Source organism: Flavonifractor sp. An112 (assembly GCF_002161085.1).
GTDB lineage: Bacteria > Bacillota > Clostridia > Oscillospirales > Oscillospiraceae > Flavonifractor > Flavonifractor avicola.
The window spans coordinates 259,987-275,450 of sequence record NZ_NFLU01000002.1 but is presented as its reverse complement, the minus strand read 5'-3'; the positions used below and the strand labels follow the sequence as shown (position 1 = coordinate 275,450).

The window sequence follows — 15,464 nt, the reverse complement described above, 5'->3', positions numbered from 1 at the left end:
GCAGTCCCTATTATACTGAACAGGCTGCCCCAGCGCAAGTGGGGCGGGGATTTGGACTGAAAAAAGTGGTAGAAAAAAGTTGAAAAAAAGATTTGACAACCGGAAGTATTTTCGCTATAATATTCCGCGTACCGTTATGAGGAGGGTATTATGCGCTTTCATCTGAAGGAGATACTTCACGTACCGGGCGCGTCTCTGCCCTTTGAGTCCCAGTTGGACCTGTCGGACTTGGATTTCTATGGGGAGCGGCCCTTTGCCCATCCCATTGTGATCCATGGGACGGTACGCAATATGGCGGGTGCGCTTATGCTGGAAGGAAGCGCGGACACCACCCTGGAACTGGTGTGTGACCGCTGCCTGAAGCCCTTCCGTCAGGAGTTGCGTCTGCCCGTCAGCACTCTGCTGGCAGAGACCCTGGAGGATGAGGAGAACGACGAGATCGTGCTTCTGGAAGACGGCGCCGTGGATCTGGACGAGGTGTTCACCACGGCTTTGGTGCTGTCTATGGACTCCAAGCACGTCTGCGACCAGGACTGCAAAGGCCTGTGTGCCACTTGCGGCGCCAACCTGAACGAGGGCCCCTGCGGATGCAGAAAAGAGATCGATCCACGTTTGGCTGCACTTGCGCAGCTGTTGGATAAAGATGAGTAAGATTTGCCCGGCCAGGGCATGAACCTAAGGAGGTGTCATAGATGGCAGTCCCTAAGAGTAAAGTGTCCAAGCAGCGCCGGAATAAGCGCCGCAGCTCCGTGTGGAAGCTGGAGACTCCCGGCGTCACCACCTGCCCCAAGTGCGGTGCGTTCCGTCTGCCCCACCGGATGTGCAAGAGCTGCATGAGCTACAATGGCCATGAGCTGGGCAAGGTGGAAACCGCTGAGGCGAAGTAAATAGCCGAAAAAGAACGAGGGGAGACAAGCCCCTCTTTCTTTTTGCCCGGAAATCGGGTAAAATGAAATGAAATGCCCTATATACCATAGGATCCCGGGAAGGAGCGTGCCCATGAGCCTGACAAAAATTGCATCGGTGGACCCCCACAGTCCGGCCCGAAAGGCGGGGGTGCGCCCGGGGGAAACCCTGACCCACATCAACGGCCATCCCATTGTGGATGTGCTGGACTATAAGTTCTACGCCTACGACCCCAAGCTGGAGCTGACCCTGACAGAGCCGGAGGGAGGCAGCCGTACGCTCCGCATCCGCAAGGCGGAGGGAGAGGATTTGGGGCTGAATTTTGAGACCTACCTCATGGACCGGGCCCGTTCCTGCGCCAATAAGTGCATCTTCTGCTTTGTGGATCAGATGCCCCCCGGAATGCGGGATACCCTTTATTTTAAGGATGACGACGCCCGACTGTCCTTTTTGATGGGCAACTATATGACCCTCACCAACCTGTCCAAGCGGGAAATTCAGCGGATCATCGATCTGCGGATCAGCCCCATCAATATCTCGGTCCACGCCACCGATCCCGAACTGCGCACCGCCATGCTGAAAAACCCCCGGGCGGGGGAGTGCCTGGACATCATGTCCCGGTTTGCCCAGGCAGGGATCGAGATGAACTGCCAGGTGGTGGCCTGCCCTGGCATCAATGACGGCTCCGCTCTGGCCCGTACCATGGAGGACCTGGGCCGGCTCTATCCTGCGGTGACCAGCGTGGCGGTGGTGCCGGTAGGTGTGACCAAGTTCCGGGAGGGACTGTGCAGCATCGAGCCCTATACCAAGGAACAGGCTGCTGCGCTGATCGACCAGGTGGAGGATTTTGCTGCCCGCTTTATGGAGAAAAAGGGTACCAATCTGGTGTGGTGCTCCGATGAGTTTTACCTCATTGCCGGACGGGCGCTGCCGGGGAAGGCTTATTATGAGGATATGGACCAGCTGGAAAACGGTGTGGGAATGCTGCGGCTGCTCCTCCATCAGGCCTCCATGGCCCTGGAGGAGGAAGAGCCGGAAGAGACGGAGCCCTTTTCCATTGCCACCGGCCTGTCCGCCGCCCCCTTTGTGCAGGAAATTGTTGACAACGCCCGGAATCAGTGTGGTAATATAAAAGGAACGGTCTATCCTATTATCAATCGTTTCTTTGGGGAGACCATCACGGTCTCCGGCCTGATCACCGGAACCGACCTGATCGAGCAGCTCAACGGCAAGGATTTGGGCAAGCGGCTGCTCATCCCGGATAATATGCTCCGGGCAGGAGAGCAGGTATTTCTGGACGACGTGACCGTGGAGCAGGTGGAGCAGGCTCTGGGCGTGACTGTGGTTCCGGTGCCTGCCGACAGCGGCTTTGACTTGGCGGATGCCATCCTGGGCCGGGAAGTAACAGCCCAATGCCCCGTTCTCCCACCGGAGGCGGAGTATTATCGATATAACCCGTAAAGGGAGGGAAAACTACCATGAAACCCTTAATTGCCATCGTGGGACGGCCCAACGTGGGCAAGTCCATGCTCTTTAATAAGCTGGTGGGCCAGCGGCTGTCCATTGTGGAGGACACCCCCGGCGTCACCCGGGACCGGCTGTATGCCGAGGCCGAGTGGCTCAACCGGAAGTTTGACCTGGTGGATACCGGCGGTATCGAGCCGGGCACCGACAGCGAGATTCTGGCCTTCATGCGCCAGCAGGCGGAGATCGCCATCCAGAACGCCACCGTTATTATCTTCCTGTGCGACGTCAAGACCGGCCTCACCGCCTCTGACCAGGAAGTGGCCAATATGCTGCTGCGCTCCGGCAAGCCGGTGGTGCTGGCGGTAAACAAGATGGACCAGGTGGGCCACACCAATCCGGACATCTACGAATTCTACAACCTGGGCCTGGGCGATCCCATCGCCGTGTCCGCCGTTCACGGCCACGGTACCGGCGACCTGCTGGACGAGTGCTTCAAATACTTCCCCCCGGAGGACGAGGAGGAAGAGGACGACGACGTCATCAAGGTAGCCATCATCGGCAAGCCCAACGTGGGCAAGTCCTCCCTGGTCAACCGGATTTTGGGGGAGAAGCGGGTCATCGTCAGCGACATGGCAGGCACCACCCGGGACGCGGTGGACAGCTACTTTGAGAACCAGAAGGGCAAGTACCTGCTCATCGACACCGCCGGAATGCGGAAGAAGTCCAAGGTGGACGACCCCATCGAAAAGTTCTCCGTGCTCCGAGCTACCATGGCCATCGAGCGGGCCGACGTGTGTCTGATCCTGATCGACGCCAACGAGGGTGTGACTGAACAGGATACCAAGGTGGCCGGTCTGGCCCATGAGGCGGGCAAGGCCTGTATCATCGTGGTCAACAAGTGGGACTCCATTGAGAAGGACGACAAGACCATGGACCGGATGCGCCAGGATGTGCGCCGGGACCTGTCCTATATGACCTACGCTCCCATCGTCTTTATCTCCGCCCTGACGGGTCAGCGGGTGGACCGGCTCTTTGACCTCATCAACTATGTCAACGACCAGGCCTCCCTGCGCATCACCACCGGTATGCTCAACTCGGTGCTGGCCGACGCCACCGCCCGGGTGCAGCCCCCCACGGACAAGGGCCGTCGACTGAAGATCTACTATATGACCCAGATCGGCATCAAGCCCCCTCATTTCGTCTGCTTCTGCAACGACGCCAAGCTGTTCCACTTCTCTTACCAGCGCTATCTGGAAAATCAGATCCGCTCTACCTTCGGCCTGGAGGGTACGCCGGTGCGGCTCACCATCCGGCAGAAGAGCGACAAGGAGGGGTAAGTCCATGCCGGCAGCTTCGATGGAAATGATCCTTTTGGTGGTGGCTGCAGTGGCGGTCATTGCCTACTTCTTCGGCTGTTTCAATGGGGCGGTCATTGTCTCCAAGTATATCCTGCGCAACGACGTGCGCAAGCATGGCAGCGGCAATGCGGGCCTGACCAACTTCTACCGTACCTTCGGCGGCCCCCTGACCCTGGTAGTCATCCTGACCGACGTGCTGAAGGCGGTAATCGCCATCCTGCTGGGTCAGTGGCTCTTCAGCATGGTTACTCCGCCCCAGGACTGGCAGGCCATCTGGCCGGTACTGGGTAAATACTGGGCCGGTACCTTCTGCCTGCTGGGCCATATGTTCCCCTGTATGTTTGGTTTCAAGGGCGGCAAGGGGATTCTGTCCGGCGGTACCATCGCCATTATGATGGACTGGCGTATCGCGCTGGTGGTGTGGGGCGGGTTTATTATCCTGGCCGCCATTACCAAGTGGGTCTCTCTGGGTTCCATCTGGGCGGGGGCCTCTTTCCCCTTTGCCAGTTGGTTTGTCTATCAAAATCTGGTGATTCTGGGGATCGCCATTTTGATCGGTGGACTTGTGGTGTGGAAGCACCGGGGTAATCTGGTGCGTATTCTGAAGGGCACCGAGTCCAAATTCAGCCTGCATCATAAATTGAACGGGGGTACTTCGAAGTGAAGATCGCGGTACTGGGAAGCGGCGGCTGGGGCACGGCCCTGGCGCTTGTGTTGCTGGAAAATGGTCATGATGTGACCTTGTGGTCCTATACGGAGGAGGAGTCCGCCGTACTGCGTCAGACGGGAGAGAACCCCATGCTGAAGGGTGTAGCTCTGCCCAAGGAGCTGAAGCTGACCTCTGATCTGGCCTGTGTGAAGGGCTGCGGCGCGGTGGTGCTGGCCACCCCGTCCTTTGCCGTACGTACTACGGCTAAGTCCGCGGCGTCTCTGCTGGAGCCCGGTGCGGTGTTGGTATCGGTGTCCAAGGGCATTGAGAAGGATACCTCTCTCACCCTCACCGACGCCATTGAGCAGGAGGTGGGCGATGCCCATCCCATCGTAGCCCTCTCCGGTCCCTCCCATGCGGAGGAGGTGGGACGGCATATCCCCACCGTGGTGGTGTCCGCCTCCAAGGATCGCTCCGCCGCGGAGCAGGTCCAGGACCTCTTTATGAATGAGCGCTTCCGTGTGTATGCCTCCGACGACGTGGTAGGCGTGGAGCTGGGCGCAGCGCTGAAGAATGTCATCGCTCTGTGTGCCGGTATCAGCGACGGTATGGGCTACGGTGACAACACCAAGGCGGCCCTGATGACCCGGGGCCTTACCGAGATCGCCCGGCTGGGCGTGGCCATGGGCGGCCGCCGGGAGACCTTTGCCGGCCTGTCCGGTGTGGGTGACCTGATTGTTACCTGTACCTCCATGCACTCCCGTAACCGCCGCTGCGGTATTCTGATTGGTAAGGGCACTCCCACGCAGCAGGCGGTCAAGGAGATCGGTGCTGTGGTGGAGGGCTACTATGCCGCCGCCAATGCCCGTACCCTGGCCCGGAAGGTGGGTGTGGAGATGCCCATCACTGAGGCGGCCTATCAGGTGCTCTACGAAGGTAAGGACCCCCGCCAGGTGATCGTGGATCTGATGACCCGGGAGCGGAAGCACGAGCTGGAGGATAGCTGGGTTTAAGGCCTCCTAAAAAAATTTCAAAAAAATCGAAAAAAGTACTTGCATTCCTCTAAGAGGTGTGGTAATATAATCAAGCCGTCTGAAACACGGCGGCGATCTCCGGGTGTGGCGAAGTTTGGTATCGCGCTTGAATGGGGTTCAAGAGGCCGCTGGTTCGAATCCAGTCACTCGGACCATCTAATGGTAATCCGAATTACATTATCCAAGTGGGTAATGTAATTCGGATTTATCATTTTTGTTGAAAATATGTTTTGGAGAAGCGATAGGGAATATTCCCTATCGCTTTCTATTTTATCACATATGTGTTATTCTTAATGAAACTGATATGTTTATAACTTAGAGGGGGGGAGTAACATGAGAAAGCACATGAAAAAGATCCTGATTGCTTTGCTGGCCTTAATCGTCCTTTGTGCTTGTGTGTGGCGTTTGCGGCCGCATTCTTTAGCGGATATCATCTCTGTAGATGAAAGTGCAATTATTAGTCTTACCTGTACTGCAAATATCAGTGGAGTTAGCGAGGATGGAACGCCATTTATTGATAACTATGAATTGCAAGCGCTAACAGGCGATAGCAAGGATTTTATGGCAGTCGTCGATCTATTAAATCAATCTGGATACCAGCAGAGCTTTCAAAATTTACTCCCTTGGGCAATCACATCTGTCAGTTCAAATGGCAGTTCTATGAATGCAAACATTTTCCTTGCATGGGGAAACACAGAAAAGGAAACGTGTTTTTTGACGGTTTACGACGATGGAAAAGTAGTTGTTAGTTTGGGAGAGAATAATGGATTTTTAGTTTATCATGCAACGGATCGTTCTATGTTGGATCAGCTTGTGAACTATGTGCAAGAACATGGGACAAAAACTGATAAATGATATGATTAAGGCGGGAACATCGCTTCAGATGTTCCCGCCTCTTGTTGTTCCTGTTTTATCTGATTCCGTTCCTGGGATACGAAAGAGATCGATCACAGGAAAAGGCTGTTGCAGCCCTGAACCGCCAGGAACAGGACCCCGGCAGAGAGCAGGGGTGCGATCTTGCTTGCCGGACTGGAGGCCAGACGCTGACAGATGGCGGTAAACAGGAAGGTCAGCACCATAAACGCAGCCCAGCTCACCAGGGCAAACCGGAGCAGCTCCTGACCGGACATGAGACCTGCCGCCAGAGGCAGCAGAACGAAGGTCAGCGCGCTGAGCAGTGCTGTCACAGGCCAGCTGCGACGCTCTACCGGTTTCCCGGAATAATGCTCGAGAATCAGGGCCACCAGGGAGATCCCGCTGACCAGCATCAGATCCAGCGGTGGCAGGATGGCGGCAGGAGCAAAGGCGTGCTCTGCCAGATAGCCCAGAAATACCAGACCCGCTACCGCAGCCAGGAAGGTATTCAGATGATAGGTATTTTTCATCACATCAACCTCCCCATTCGGTGGCGCTGGAGCCAATATCCGCGCCGGTTACAAAGGCACTGGCTGAGGTAACAGCCTTGGCCACCGCCTTGGAGGTAACGGTGGCGCCGGTGAGGGCGTCCACATTTTCGCCTACGGTAAAGGTGGTGCCATTCCAGAGGAACTGAGACAGGAAGGATACATCGGAGAGGGCCTCCATGCCAAGCCCGTAGGTCTCCTGCATATCCCGCACCACCAGACTGGCAATGGTGCCGTCCAGATTGACGCCTACCAGCATGGTGATATCGCCGGCATATCCGGCGGTGACCGTTTCAATCACATAGCCGTTATCTGCCTTGTAGACCGCGGAGATAGCCTCGTCCTCGCCGGTGTACTCCTCCTGGACAAAGGATTCTGCGCCGGGCAGAAGGCTGGAGAGGATGGACTGCAGTTCCTGCTCCTTGTTTTCCTGAGCAATGGGGGAGAGCACGGTGGTGCCCAGGAACAAAACCAGGGCGGCGATAAGAAGGGCAGCCACAGGCTGGATCAACTGTTTTACGTTCACTGTACGCCGCCTCCTTTCACAGTACCAAAGCGTTTGGGGGGGGTGAGCCGGTCCAGGCTCCAGGCACAGGCGTTCATCAGCAGGATGGCATAGGTGACCCCTTCCGGGAAAAGTCCGTAGTAGCGGAAACAGACGGTCAGTACACCGCATCCCACGCCGTAGATCAGCTGGCCCATGGGGGTAACAGGGGAGGTGGCATAGTCGGTGGCCATAAAGAAGGCGCCCAGCAGCACGCCTCCGCCCATCAGGCTGTAGAGCATCCACAGGACGGGGTCCTGGCCTTTGGAGAAGATCAGGGTAAGCAGTGCCACAGAGCCCAGGTAGGCCACCGGAATGCGCCAGGAGATCACCTTGCGGAGCAGCAGGTATCCGCCGCCCAGCAGCAGGGCCAGGGCGGATACCTCGCCGATACAGCCGCCCATATTCCCCAGAAATACATCCAGCAGGGACTCCGTAGGCAGCGCAGGCATCTGCATATGGTGCAGAGGGGTGGCGTAGGATACGATGTCCACTGAGACCGACAGCGGGTCCAGGGAGGTACCAGGCGCCGCATAGCGGACCATCCAGCTGGGCCAGAACAGGACCAGGAAAGCCCGGGCAGCCAGGGCAGGGTTAAAGATGTTCTGTCCCAGACCGCCGATCAGCCCCTTGACCACCACAATGGCAAAGACACCGCCCACAGCCGCCAGCCAGTAGGGGGCGGAGGCGGGGAGGGTCATAGCCAGCAGAACGCCGGTCACCGCTGCGGACAGGTCCGGCAGGGTGTTGCTCTGCCGGGTGACCATGCGGTAGAGCCACTCAGAGAGCAGGCAGGCCAGCACGGTGACCGCGGTCAGGACCAGGGCTCTGATACCAAAGAACCACACACCGGCCGCAAGGGCGGGAATCAGCGCGATCAGCACCGATCCCATCAGACGGCTGGTGCGGGACCCGCTGTGAATGTGCGGAGAGGATGTTACAAGCAGTTTCATGCTTTCTTTGCCTCCTTCAGCTGCTGTTTGCCCGCACGGAACCGCTCCACCAGCGGGAGCTGTGCCGGGCAGGTGTAGCTGCAGCTTCCGCACTCGATACAGTCCGTCAAATGCAGCTTCTCAAGTTCCTTCCAGTTCCCGGCCTGTTCAAAACGGTACAGGTACAGAGGCTGCAGGTGCATGGGACAGACGGACACGCACTTGGCGCAGCGGATACAGGTCTGGGTTTTGGACTGGGGAACTGTGGCTTTCAGGCACAGAATGGCGTTGGTGCCCTTCAGCACCGGCACGGCCAGGTCCTTTTGGGCAAGGCCCATCATGGGGCCGCCGGACAGCACTTTTTGGGTGTCCTCCGCCATGCCGCCGGCAGCGTCAATGGCCTGACCGAAGGAGGTACCGATGCGGAAAATCATATTCTTGGGCGCCGCAGCGCCGTCGCCGGTGACCGTCACGATGCGGCGGGTGACCGGTTTTCCCTCGTATACCGCCTGATAGACGGCGGCAGCGGTGGCTGCGTTGAATACGGCGCAGCCCACGGCGGCGGGCAGCTTGCCCGGAGGGACCTGCCGGTTGGTCACGGCCTGGATCAGCTGCTTCTCCGCGCCCTGGGGGTAGCGGGTGGGCAGTACCCGCAATTCGATGGATGAGTCCTTGGGCAGGGCGTCCTTCAGGATGCGGATGGCCTCCTGCTTGTTGTCCTCAATGGCGATCACCGTATGCTTGGGTGCGAGGGTATGGATCAGGGTCTCCGTTCCCCGGATCACCTGCTCCGGATAAGTACAGATGAGGGTATCGTCCGCCGTAATATACGGCTCGCACTCACAGGCGTTGATGATGACATAGTCCACCTGGCCCAGTGCGGAGAAGGCCTTCACGTCTGTGGGGAATGCGGCGCCGCCCATACCCACGATACCTGCATCCCGGATGATGCGGAGGATCTCGTCTCCAGAGAGATCCTGGTGGGTCAGATGGGGCTTTAAGGTGTCGTCCGGTGTGTCTGTATAGTCATTCTCGATCACCACGGACAGTGCTTCGCTGCCGCCGGGGTGGGGACGGGGCTCCACAGCCACCACTTTACCGGAGACAGAGGCATGGATGGGGGCGCAGATTCCTTCGCCATCGCCGATCTTTTGTCCCATTTTGACCTGATCGCCCACCTTGACCACGGGGGTGCAGGCTGCGCCGATATGCTGGATCATGGGCAGGACGACCTGCGCCGGCAGGGGTGCGGGAATGGGGGCCGCGCCCCGGGAGAGAGCTTTATGTCCCTCTGGGTGGATACCACCCCAAAACAATTTTCTCATTCTTTCCACCTCGATGATATGAGCGCTTTGGCTATATGCGGATATACGCCTGAAATCCGGGGCTGTACAGGATGGTTCCGTCCTGACGCACCCACATGGCCTCTGCCTGGAAGGCGTCCAGCAGGGCCTGTCCCTCCTCCTGGGGCAGGGTAAAAAGGGCGGTAGAGAGGGCGTCCGCCACACCGGAATCCCGGCACAGAATGGTGACCGAGCGCCAGTAGCCGGCAGGATAGTTGGTGTCAGGATCTATGATATGGTGGTATGGAACGCCGTCCACGGTAAAATACCGCTGATAATCTCCGCTGGTGACCACAGAGACATCTTCCACATAAATGGTATGGAGATATTGCTCCGGATCTTCCGGGTCCTGAATGCCCACCACCCAGGGCTGACCGCTTTCCGGCTTTGGGCCGGTGGGACAGACATTTCCGCCCACGCTGATCAGCAATCCGGAGGGGGTGTTCCGGCAGACCTGCTCCACCGCATAGCCTTTGGCAATGGCGCCAACATCCAGTTTGACCTCCGGGTCAGACAGGAAAACGGTGCTTTCTTCCACGTCAATCTGGATGCTGTCGATATCCGTGTGGGCTGCGGCCTGTTCCAGGGCGGCCTGGTCCGGCAGTGCCGCCCGGCTGGGGTCGGCTATGCCGGTTTCCCGGGCGTCATGCCACAGGCGGAGTACGCTGCCCATGGCGATGTTGACCCTGCCTTCTGTCTGGGTATACAGCTCCTTGCTGAACAACAGCAGGTCAATGATCCGCTGATCCACCTTGATGGGGTGTTCCCAGCCGTGATCGTTGATGGTCTTGATGTTGTTGATTCCCTCGTACTCGTTGTAAATGTCGTAGAGCTGATGATATTCCAGCAGTTCATCATGGAAGGCCTGGGCCGTGTCGGTAAAGGCCTCCTCGGTTTCGGCATATCCCACGATGGTGGTGACGGTGTCAAACAGAGTCAGAAATGTAGCCTCATAGCGGTTCAGCCCAGTGTCATTAGACTTTGCGGGGGCTGCTGTGCACCCGCAGAGCAGAACCAGCAGGAGGATCAAAGTGGCCGTTCGCTTCATATAACCTCTACTTTCCAAATGACAGGCGTATCAAGCTGCTGCCTGAAGAAAACTCAGGCGGCGGCTTTTGCGATCAGGGCCTGGAACTCCCCGATGGCAATGGTGACCGAGGCGGCCAGGTCTGCGTCGGCGGCAGCGCCCTTTTCGGTCACGGCGATCCCCGCCACCTGGTCCAGGGTCTTGCCGGTCACATACGCGCAGAAGGCAGCCACCTGCTCGTTCCATTCCTTGCCGATGGGGCTGATCTGGCCCATGCCGTAGTTGTCGCCCAGCTCATTTTTAGTGGGCGGTACCGCGGTCAGGTCGGTGGTGATAACGCCGGCAGCGTCAAAGTCCACGTTGGCCTGCACAGCGTCGATGTAGCAGCTGGTGATCACGTCGCCGTTCAGGGTAATGGCAGCCACAGTGGCGGAGGTCTGGACCTGGCCGGGCTCCTCAGCGGTGGCGCTCTTGCTGTTGGCAATGTTGGTGGAGGTGGTCAGAACCAGACGATCCCCCTGCATGGCGCCAAGATGAGTGGCGTTGGAAACCGCCTGCTCGATGGCATCCAGATAGCCGGCGATGGAGACGGTGACGGAAGCAGCCAGATCCGCATCGGCGGCCTTGCCCTCCTCGGTCACGGCGATGCCCTTGATCTCCTCCACCGTCTTGCCCTCTACGTAATCGGCCAGAGCCTGAACCTGTTCATTCCACTCCTTGCCGATGGAACTGACCTGGCTCATACCGTAATTGCTGCCCAGCTCGTTTTTGGAGAGCACCTGGGCGGTCAGGTCGGCAGTCAGGGTTCCGGTTGCGTCAAAGGTGGCTTTTGCCTGGATGGAGTCGATCACGCAGGAGTCGATGACCCCTTCGTCGGTCACAGTGACCGCCACCAGTTCAATATTGGCCTGGCTGTATCCATCCTCGCCGTCCGCGGCATTTTTGCTGCTGGACAAGCTGGTGCCCAGATAGAGACCGGTTTTGACCGCGGCATCCGATGTACCTTGAGTGTGTTCCGGAACCGGTTGGGTGACGGCGGGCGCAGATTCCTCAGGCTGAGGGACAGCCACCACTGCCGTGCTGCCGCAGGCGGACAGTGCGCCCATAGTCAGCGTACCGGACAGGATCAGTGCAAGCAGTTTCTTCATGTGTGATACCTCCTGAATTATGATTCGGTGTGATGTATCTGCTTCATTTCAAAGTGAATGAGAAATGATAACAGCGCACGCAAAAGGATGACCGCCCCCAATACCATCAGCTCATTGAGCTCATGCACCAGGACGGTTTTCAAAATCTCAGCGGCCATTTTGAATTCCAGACTGATGGCCAGCCCGTTGGCCAGAGCAAATTTGACGTCTGATCCGGAGTGGGTGACAAGCCCTTTCAGGTAACGGATAAATGCGCCGGTGGCCGAGACGACCACCACGAAGATGCCCATGATCTCCAGAATTGCGATGATGGTGGGCAGGGCAGTTTCAATCAAATTCTCCAGCATAGGAAACCTCCATGTTTGATGCAAAGGGCAGCTGTGCCGCGATCATGGCCCGGAAACAGGCGGCGGAGACTGCGCCGGTCAAAAAACCTGTGACAATGGAAATCAGCAGCAGCGCCGGAAGATATCCAGCCACATAGACAGAGCGTAGCAAGAGCACCGCCATCAGGACCTGACCGGTCTGGTGGGCGGCCGCACCGCAGATGCTCACCCCATAGATGGACAGAAAGGGGAGGCGGCGGGTCAAAGCCATGGTAGCCATGGCCAGTACCCCGCCGGTGATGGAAAAGAAAAAGGCGGTAAGGCCGCCGCCAAACATGGCACCAAGGGCGCACCGTATGACAAGGATCTGAACGGCGCTTTTGCCGCCCAAAAAGTACAGGGCAAACAGGGTGACAATATTGGCCAGCCCCAGCTTTACCCCCGGCAGCGGGATCAGCAGCTGTAGGGGAAGAAAGCGCTCCATATAGGATAACCCCAATGCAAGTGCAATCAGCATAGCGCTTAGCGCAAGAGATCTTGTTTTTCCCATGTCAGCCTCCTATCTGGTTACACCGTCCACCTGGGGTTCCCCTTCGGTACCTACCAGACGAAGCTCCAGGCGGTTGGGCAGGCAAACGATGCTCTGTCTGGCATCTTCGTGCCAACCGCTTTTGACGCAGTCCTGGCCCGGACAGTTGGAATCAATGATGGCAGCCCGGCCATTTTGGATTTTGACCGTGTTCTGATAGCTGCCGCTGATCTGGATCTCCTGATCCTGCATCAGGTCATACTCGCCTTTCCAAATGCCGTCCTGCCAGATCTGGACAGAAGCGGCCTTTCCGCCTGAGCCCATACTCCAGCCGGCAATCAGAGCGGCCGCGGCCATAAGGACCAGGCATACCGCCAGAAAATCGCCCCGGCACAGAGTCAGCCGAACAGGTTTGCATTTTTCTCTCATTTCACTATCCTCTGCGTTTACGCATAACATTCAGCGCCACAAACTGACCCAGCAATTCCACGGTACCGGCCGCTCCCAAAAGACTGCTGTTTACAGTCAGATCGTACCGGTCCAGATTGGCCCATTTTTCTCCGGTATAGAATCCATACAGCCGGGCCCTCTCCCGGTCCTGGTAGAGGGCCTCGCGCTGGGCCTGTTCTCTGGAAAGGTGATGCTCCGCCATGATCCGCTGGAGACGATGCTCCATATCACAGTGGATGAAGATGCGCATGAGGCCTTCCCGCCCGGCCAGCACATGATCGGCACAGAAGCCCACCATGACGCAAGGCCCGGCATCGGCCAGCCGGAGAATCTCTTCCTGCCAGTCCTCGGCTTGAGGGTGGGGCAGGGCGTCCACATTGTAATAGGGAATATCCAGATGTTTGGCCAGCCTCTGGCCGATCTCCCGGCCGCCGCTGCCATATTTCCGTGCAATCGTTATAATCATCTGTCTGCTCCACTTCGTGACAAGAATGAATTTGTCAAAATTATAACAATCTCTGCTTAATGGGAAATTACTGTGCCCTTAATATTTGTTAAGAAAAGAGGATGGATGCCTCCCGACGGGAAAACATCCATCCTCTTTTTTATGATATACTGTTGTCGTTGGGGCCATCCTCCTGGGCGGGGAGTGGCAGACGGACGATGAATGTGGTCCCCTGTCCCAATTCGCTGTGGACGCAGACCGTACCGTGGTGCTCCTTGACCACCTGCTGCACGATGGCCAGTCCCAGCCCGGTACCTTTGCCCCGCTCCTTGGTGGTAAAGAAGGGTTCAAAGATGGTTTCCAGCAGCGCGGGGTCGATTCCCGGCCCTGTGTCGGATACATGGAGGCAGATCCAGTCATCCTCCGGTTCGGTCGTGACGGTAAGGGTCCCGCCTTCTGTCTCCATGGCCTGGTAGGCGTTCAAAACCAGGTTGAGCAGCATCTGGGACAGCTGGATCTCGTTGCCGTGTACCCAGAGGTGCCGGCACTGAAGCTTGTGGCTGACCTCTACCTTGGGCGGTTTCGCCGGTGCGGCGATCTCCAGAACGCGGACCACCAGATCGTCCGGCGAGACATACTGGAAAGTGAGGGGGGTATTTTTGCGGGAGAGGTCCGAGAGGCGGGAGATAATGGTTTTTGCCTTTCTGGAGGCCTCGTAAATTTCCAGCACATTGTCATAGGTCTCTTCGGCGTCCGGCGGCAGTTTTTCCAGAACCAGAATGGAGTAACCCATAATGGGGGTGAGAAGGTTGTTGAATTCATGGGCAATGCTGGAGGTCAAGGTGCCGATGATCTCCAGCCGCTGATGGTGGGCCAGAGCCTGAGACTTCTTAGTAACCGCCTCCAGGGCAAGATTTTGTTCCCGAAGCATGAGCACTTCCTGCTGGGCCCGCGCGTTGCGCCGGGCCACCAGCAGGATGGAGCCAGCCAACAGCAAAATTCCAATCACGATCATACTGCTGTAGGCGGCAAGCCGTATGGCGGACATATGGATGGGCCGTTTGATGGTTTCATAATTGAGGGAGGCCCCCACTGCAAACACACCATTGTTTCCGATGGCTGGGATGGCTGCCATACGCGCCGTATAGGCTTTTCCATCTTCGCTGGCCTGAGCCTGGTAGAAAAGAGATACATTCTCGCCCTGGCTTTGGCAGTTCAGCAGCGCATTCAATTCGTCCTGATTGATTGTGCCGCCTGTATCACCCTGGACCAGGGTCGCCACAGCGCCTTCATCTGTTTGATACAGCAGGGTTCGCCCACCTGCGTCCAGAAGCAGAATGCGGTCTTGGGTGCCGGCAATCAGATTTCCCGCCACAGCCTCATAAAATTCCGTAAGCTCGATCAGTACGGCGTATTGCAGCTCTCCTTCCATGCCTTTCTGGAACGAAAGATAGATGGTGCCGGAGGCATCCACGCAGGGCCTGATGTCAACGTCTCCCTCCAGGCCGGCATTGGGCGGAAACACATAGTCTGTTTTTCCGCGGGAGGAGTATAAAATACTTCCATTGTCGATACAAAGAATGTCGTATGTCAGAGGATGTTCTGATAGGATGGTCCCCTCCACCTGAAGGGCAAGTGCTTCCGTGTTTCCGGTGCTTCGGTAAGCAGTCTCAGCCTCGTCCAGGTCGTTCCTCTGCAATGTGTGCTTCAGCTCCCGGGAAAATTGCTGAATATAGCTGGTGATACTACGATCCACCGAGCGGGACAGCCCCAGAAGCTGCTTGTCCTCATTTAGGATGATAATAGTTTCGTATTGTTGGAAAACCCGAAATACCATAAAAATTCCGGCAAATATGAGGGCGAAGGCAAGCAATATAATAATCAGAAATTTGCGCTCCAATTT

The 15,464-nt window shown here is 57.4% G+C and carries 18 protein-coding genes and 1 tRNA gene; 8 read left to right on the top strand and 11 right to left on the bottom strand.

Going from position 1 to position 15,464, the window contains the following annotated elements; translation table 11 throughout:
* Positions 1-150: 150 nt before the first annotated feature.
* The 8 genes from B5E56_RS02885 (at position 151) to B5E56_RS02850 (ending at position 6,269) form a co-directional block, all read left to right on the top strand.
* On the top strand, positions 151-651 hold the full coding sequence (locus B5E56_RS02885) for a YceD family protein (RefSeq protein WP_087388421.1): 501 nt from the start codon (positions 151-153) through the stop codon (positions 649-651).
* A gap of 41 nt (positions 652-692) precedes the next feature.
* Entirely contained in the window at positions 693-887 is a 195-nt protein-coding gene (rpmF, locus tag B5E56_RS02880; RefSeq protein WP_087189152.1) for a 50S ribosomal protein L32, read from the top strand.
* A gap of 112 nt (positions 888-999) precedes the next feature.
* Complete coding sequence (locus tag B5E56_RS02875) at positions 1,000-2,367, top strand: DUF512 domain-containing protein (protein ID WP_087267029.1); 1,368 nt, start codon at positions 1,000-1,002, stop codon at positions 2,365-2,367.
* Between the two features lie 17 nt (positions 2,368-2,384).
* A complete protein-coding gene (der, locus tag B5E56_RS02870) occupies positions 2,385-3,710 on the top strand; it encodes a ribosome biogenesis GTPase Der (RefSeq protein WP_087189150.1) in 1,326 nt (441 codons plus the stop codon).
* 4 nt (positions 3,711-3,714) lie between these two features.
* Positions 3,715-4,395: a glycerol-3-phosphate acyltransferase gene (locus tag B5E56_RS02865; protein ID WP_242958746.1), complete on the top strand. Its 681-nt coding sequence runs from the start codon at positions 3,715-3,717 to the stop codon at positions 4,393-4,395.
* A complete protein-coding gene (locus tag B5E56_RS02860) occupies positions 4,392-5,393 on the top strand; it encodes an NAD(P)H-dependent glycerol-3-phosphate dehydrogenase (protein WP_087388417.1) in 1,002 nt (333 codons plus the stop codon). The genes B5E56_RS02865 and B5E56_RS02860 overlap by 4 nt, the downstream gene beginning before the upstream one ends.
* 99 nt (positions 5,394-5,492) lie before the next feature.
* Positions 5,493-5,569, top strand: a tRNA-Pro gene (locus B5E56_RS02855).
* Between the two features lie 178 nt (positions 5,570-5,747).
* The gene (locus B5E56_RS02850) at positions 5,748-6,269 is read left to right on the top strand and encodes a hypothetical protein (protein ID WP_087388415.1); all 522 of its coding nucleotides are present in this window, start codon (positions 5,748-5,750) and stop codon (positions 6,267-6,269) included.
* Between the two features lie 92 nt (positions 6,270-6,361).
* Here the strand turns inward: B5E56_RS02850 and B5E56_RS02845 are convergent, their stop codons facing one another.
* The 11 genes from B5E56_RS02845 to B5E56_RS02795 all read right to left on the bottom strand — a co-directional run bounded on the left by B5E56_RS02845 (position 6,362) and on the right by B5E56_RS02795 (position 15,398).
* Positions 6,362-6,799 (bottom strand): hypothetical protein, encoded by a 438-nt coding sequence (locus B5E56_RS02845; protein WP_087388413.1) that lies wholly within the window; start codon positions 6,797-6,799, stop codon positions 6,362-6,364.
* A 4-nt stretch (positions 6,800-6,803) separates the two neighbouring features.
* On the bottom strand, positions 6,804-7,343 hold the full coding sequence (locus tag B5E56_RS02840) for an FMN-binding protein (RefSeq protein ID WP_087189402.1): 540 nt from the start codon (positions 7,341-7,343) through the stop codon (positions 6,804-6,806).
* Positions 7,340-8,314 carry an RnfABCDGE type electron transport complex subunit D gene (locus B5E56_RS02835; protein WP_087388411.1) on the bottom strand — a complete coding sequence of 325 codons (975 nt, stop codon included), beginning with the start codon at positions 8,312-8,314 and terminating at the stop codon, positions 7,340-7,342. The genes B5E56_RS02840 and B5E56_RS02835 overlap by 4 nt, the downstream gene beginning before the upstream one ends.
* Complete coding sequence (gene rsxC / locus B5E56_RS02830) at positions 8,311-9,618, bottom strand: electron transport complex subunit RsxC (RefSeq protein WP_087388409.1); 1,308 nt, start codon at positions 9,616-9,618, stop codon at positions 8,311-8,313. Before rsxC ends, B5E56_RS02835 begins: the two co-directional genes overlap by 4 nt.
* 31 nt (positions 9,619-9,649) lie before the next feature.
* Positions 9,650-10,684 (bottom strand): FAD:protein FMN transferase, encoded by a 1,035-nt coding sequence (locus tag B5E56_RS02825; protein WP_087388407.1) that lies wholly within the window; start codon positions 10,682-10,684, stop codon positions 9,650-9,652.
* Between the two features lie 53 nt (positions 10,685-10,737).
* A complete protein-coding gene (locus tag B5E56_RS02820; RefSeq protein ID WP_087388404.1) occupies positions 10,738-11,811 on the bottom strand; it encodes a hypothetical protein in 1,074 nt (357 codons plus the stop codon).
* Between the two features lie 17 nt (positions 11,812-11,828).
* Complete coding sequence (locus tag B5E56_RS02815) at positions 11,829-12,158, bottom strand: DUF1622 domain-containing protein (protein WP_087189406.1); 330 nt, start codon at positions 12,156-12,158, stop codon at positions 11,829-11,831.
* Complete coding sequence (locus B5E56_RS02810) at positions 12,139-12,654, bottom strand: Gx transporter family protein (RefSeq protein ID WP_087189405.1); 516 nt, start codon at positions 12,652-12,654, stop codon at positions 12,139-12,141. The genes B5E56_RS02815 and B5E56_RS02810 overlap by 20 nt, the downstream gene beginning before the upstream one ends.
* A gap of 42 nt (positions 12,655-12,696) precedes the next feature.
* Entirely contained in the window at positions 12,697-13,095 is a 399-nt protein-coding gene (locus B5E56_RS02805) for a NusG domain II-containing protein (protein WP_158098646.1), read from the bottom strand.
* Positions 13,096-13,099: 4 nt separating this feature from the next.
* The gene (locus B5E56_RS02800; RefSeq protein ID WP_087388402.1) at positions 13,100-13,582 is read right to left on the bottom strand and encodes an AAA family ATPase; all 483 of its coding nucleotides are present in this window, start codon (positions 13,580-13,582) and stop codon (positions 13,100-13,102) included.
* Between the two features lie 139 nt (positions 13,583-13,721).
* Positions 13,722-15,398: a sensor histidine kinase gene (locus B5E56_RS02795; protein WP_158098645.1), complete on the bottom strand. Its 1,677-nt coding sequence runs from the start codon at positions 15,396-15,398 to the stop codon at positions 13,722-13,724.
* Positions 15,399-15,464 lie beyond the last annotated feature (66 nt).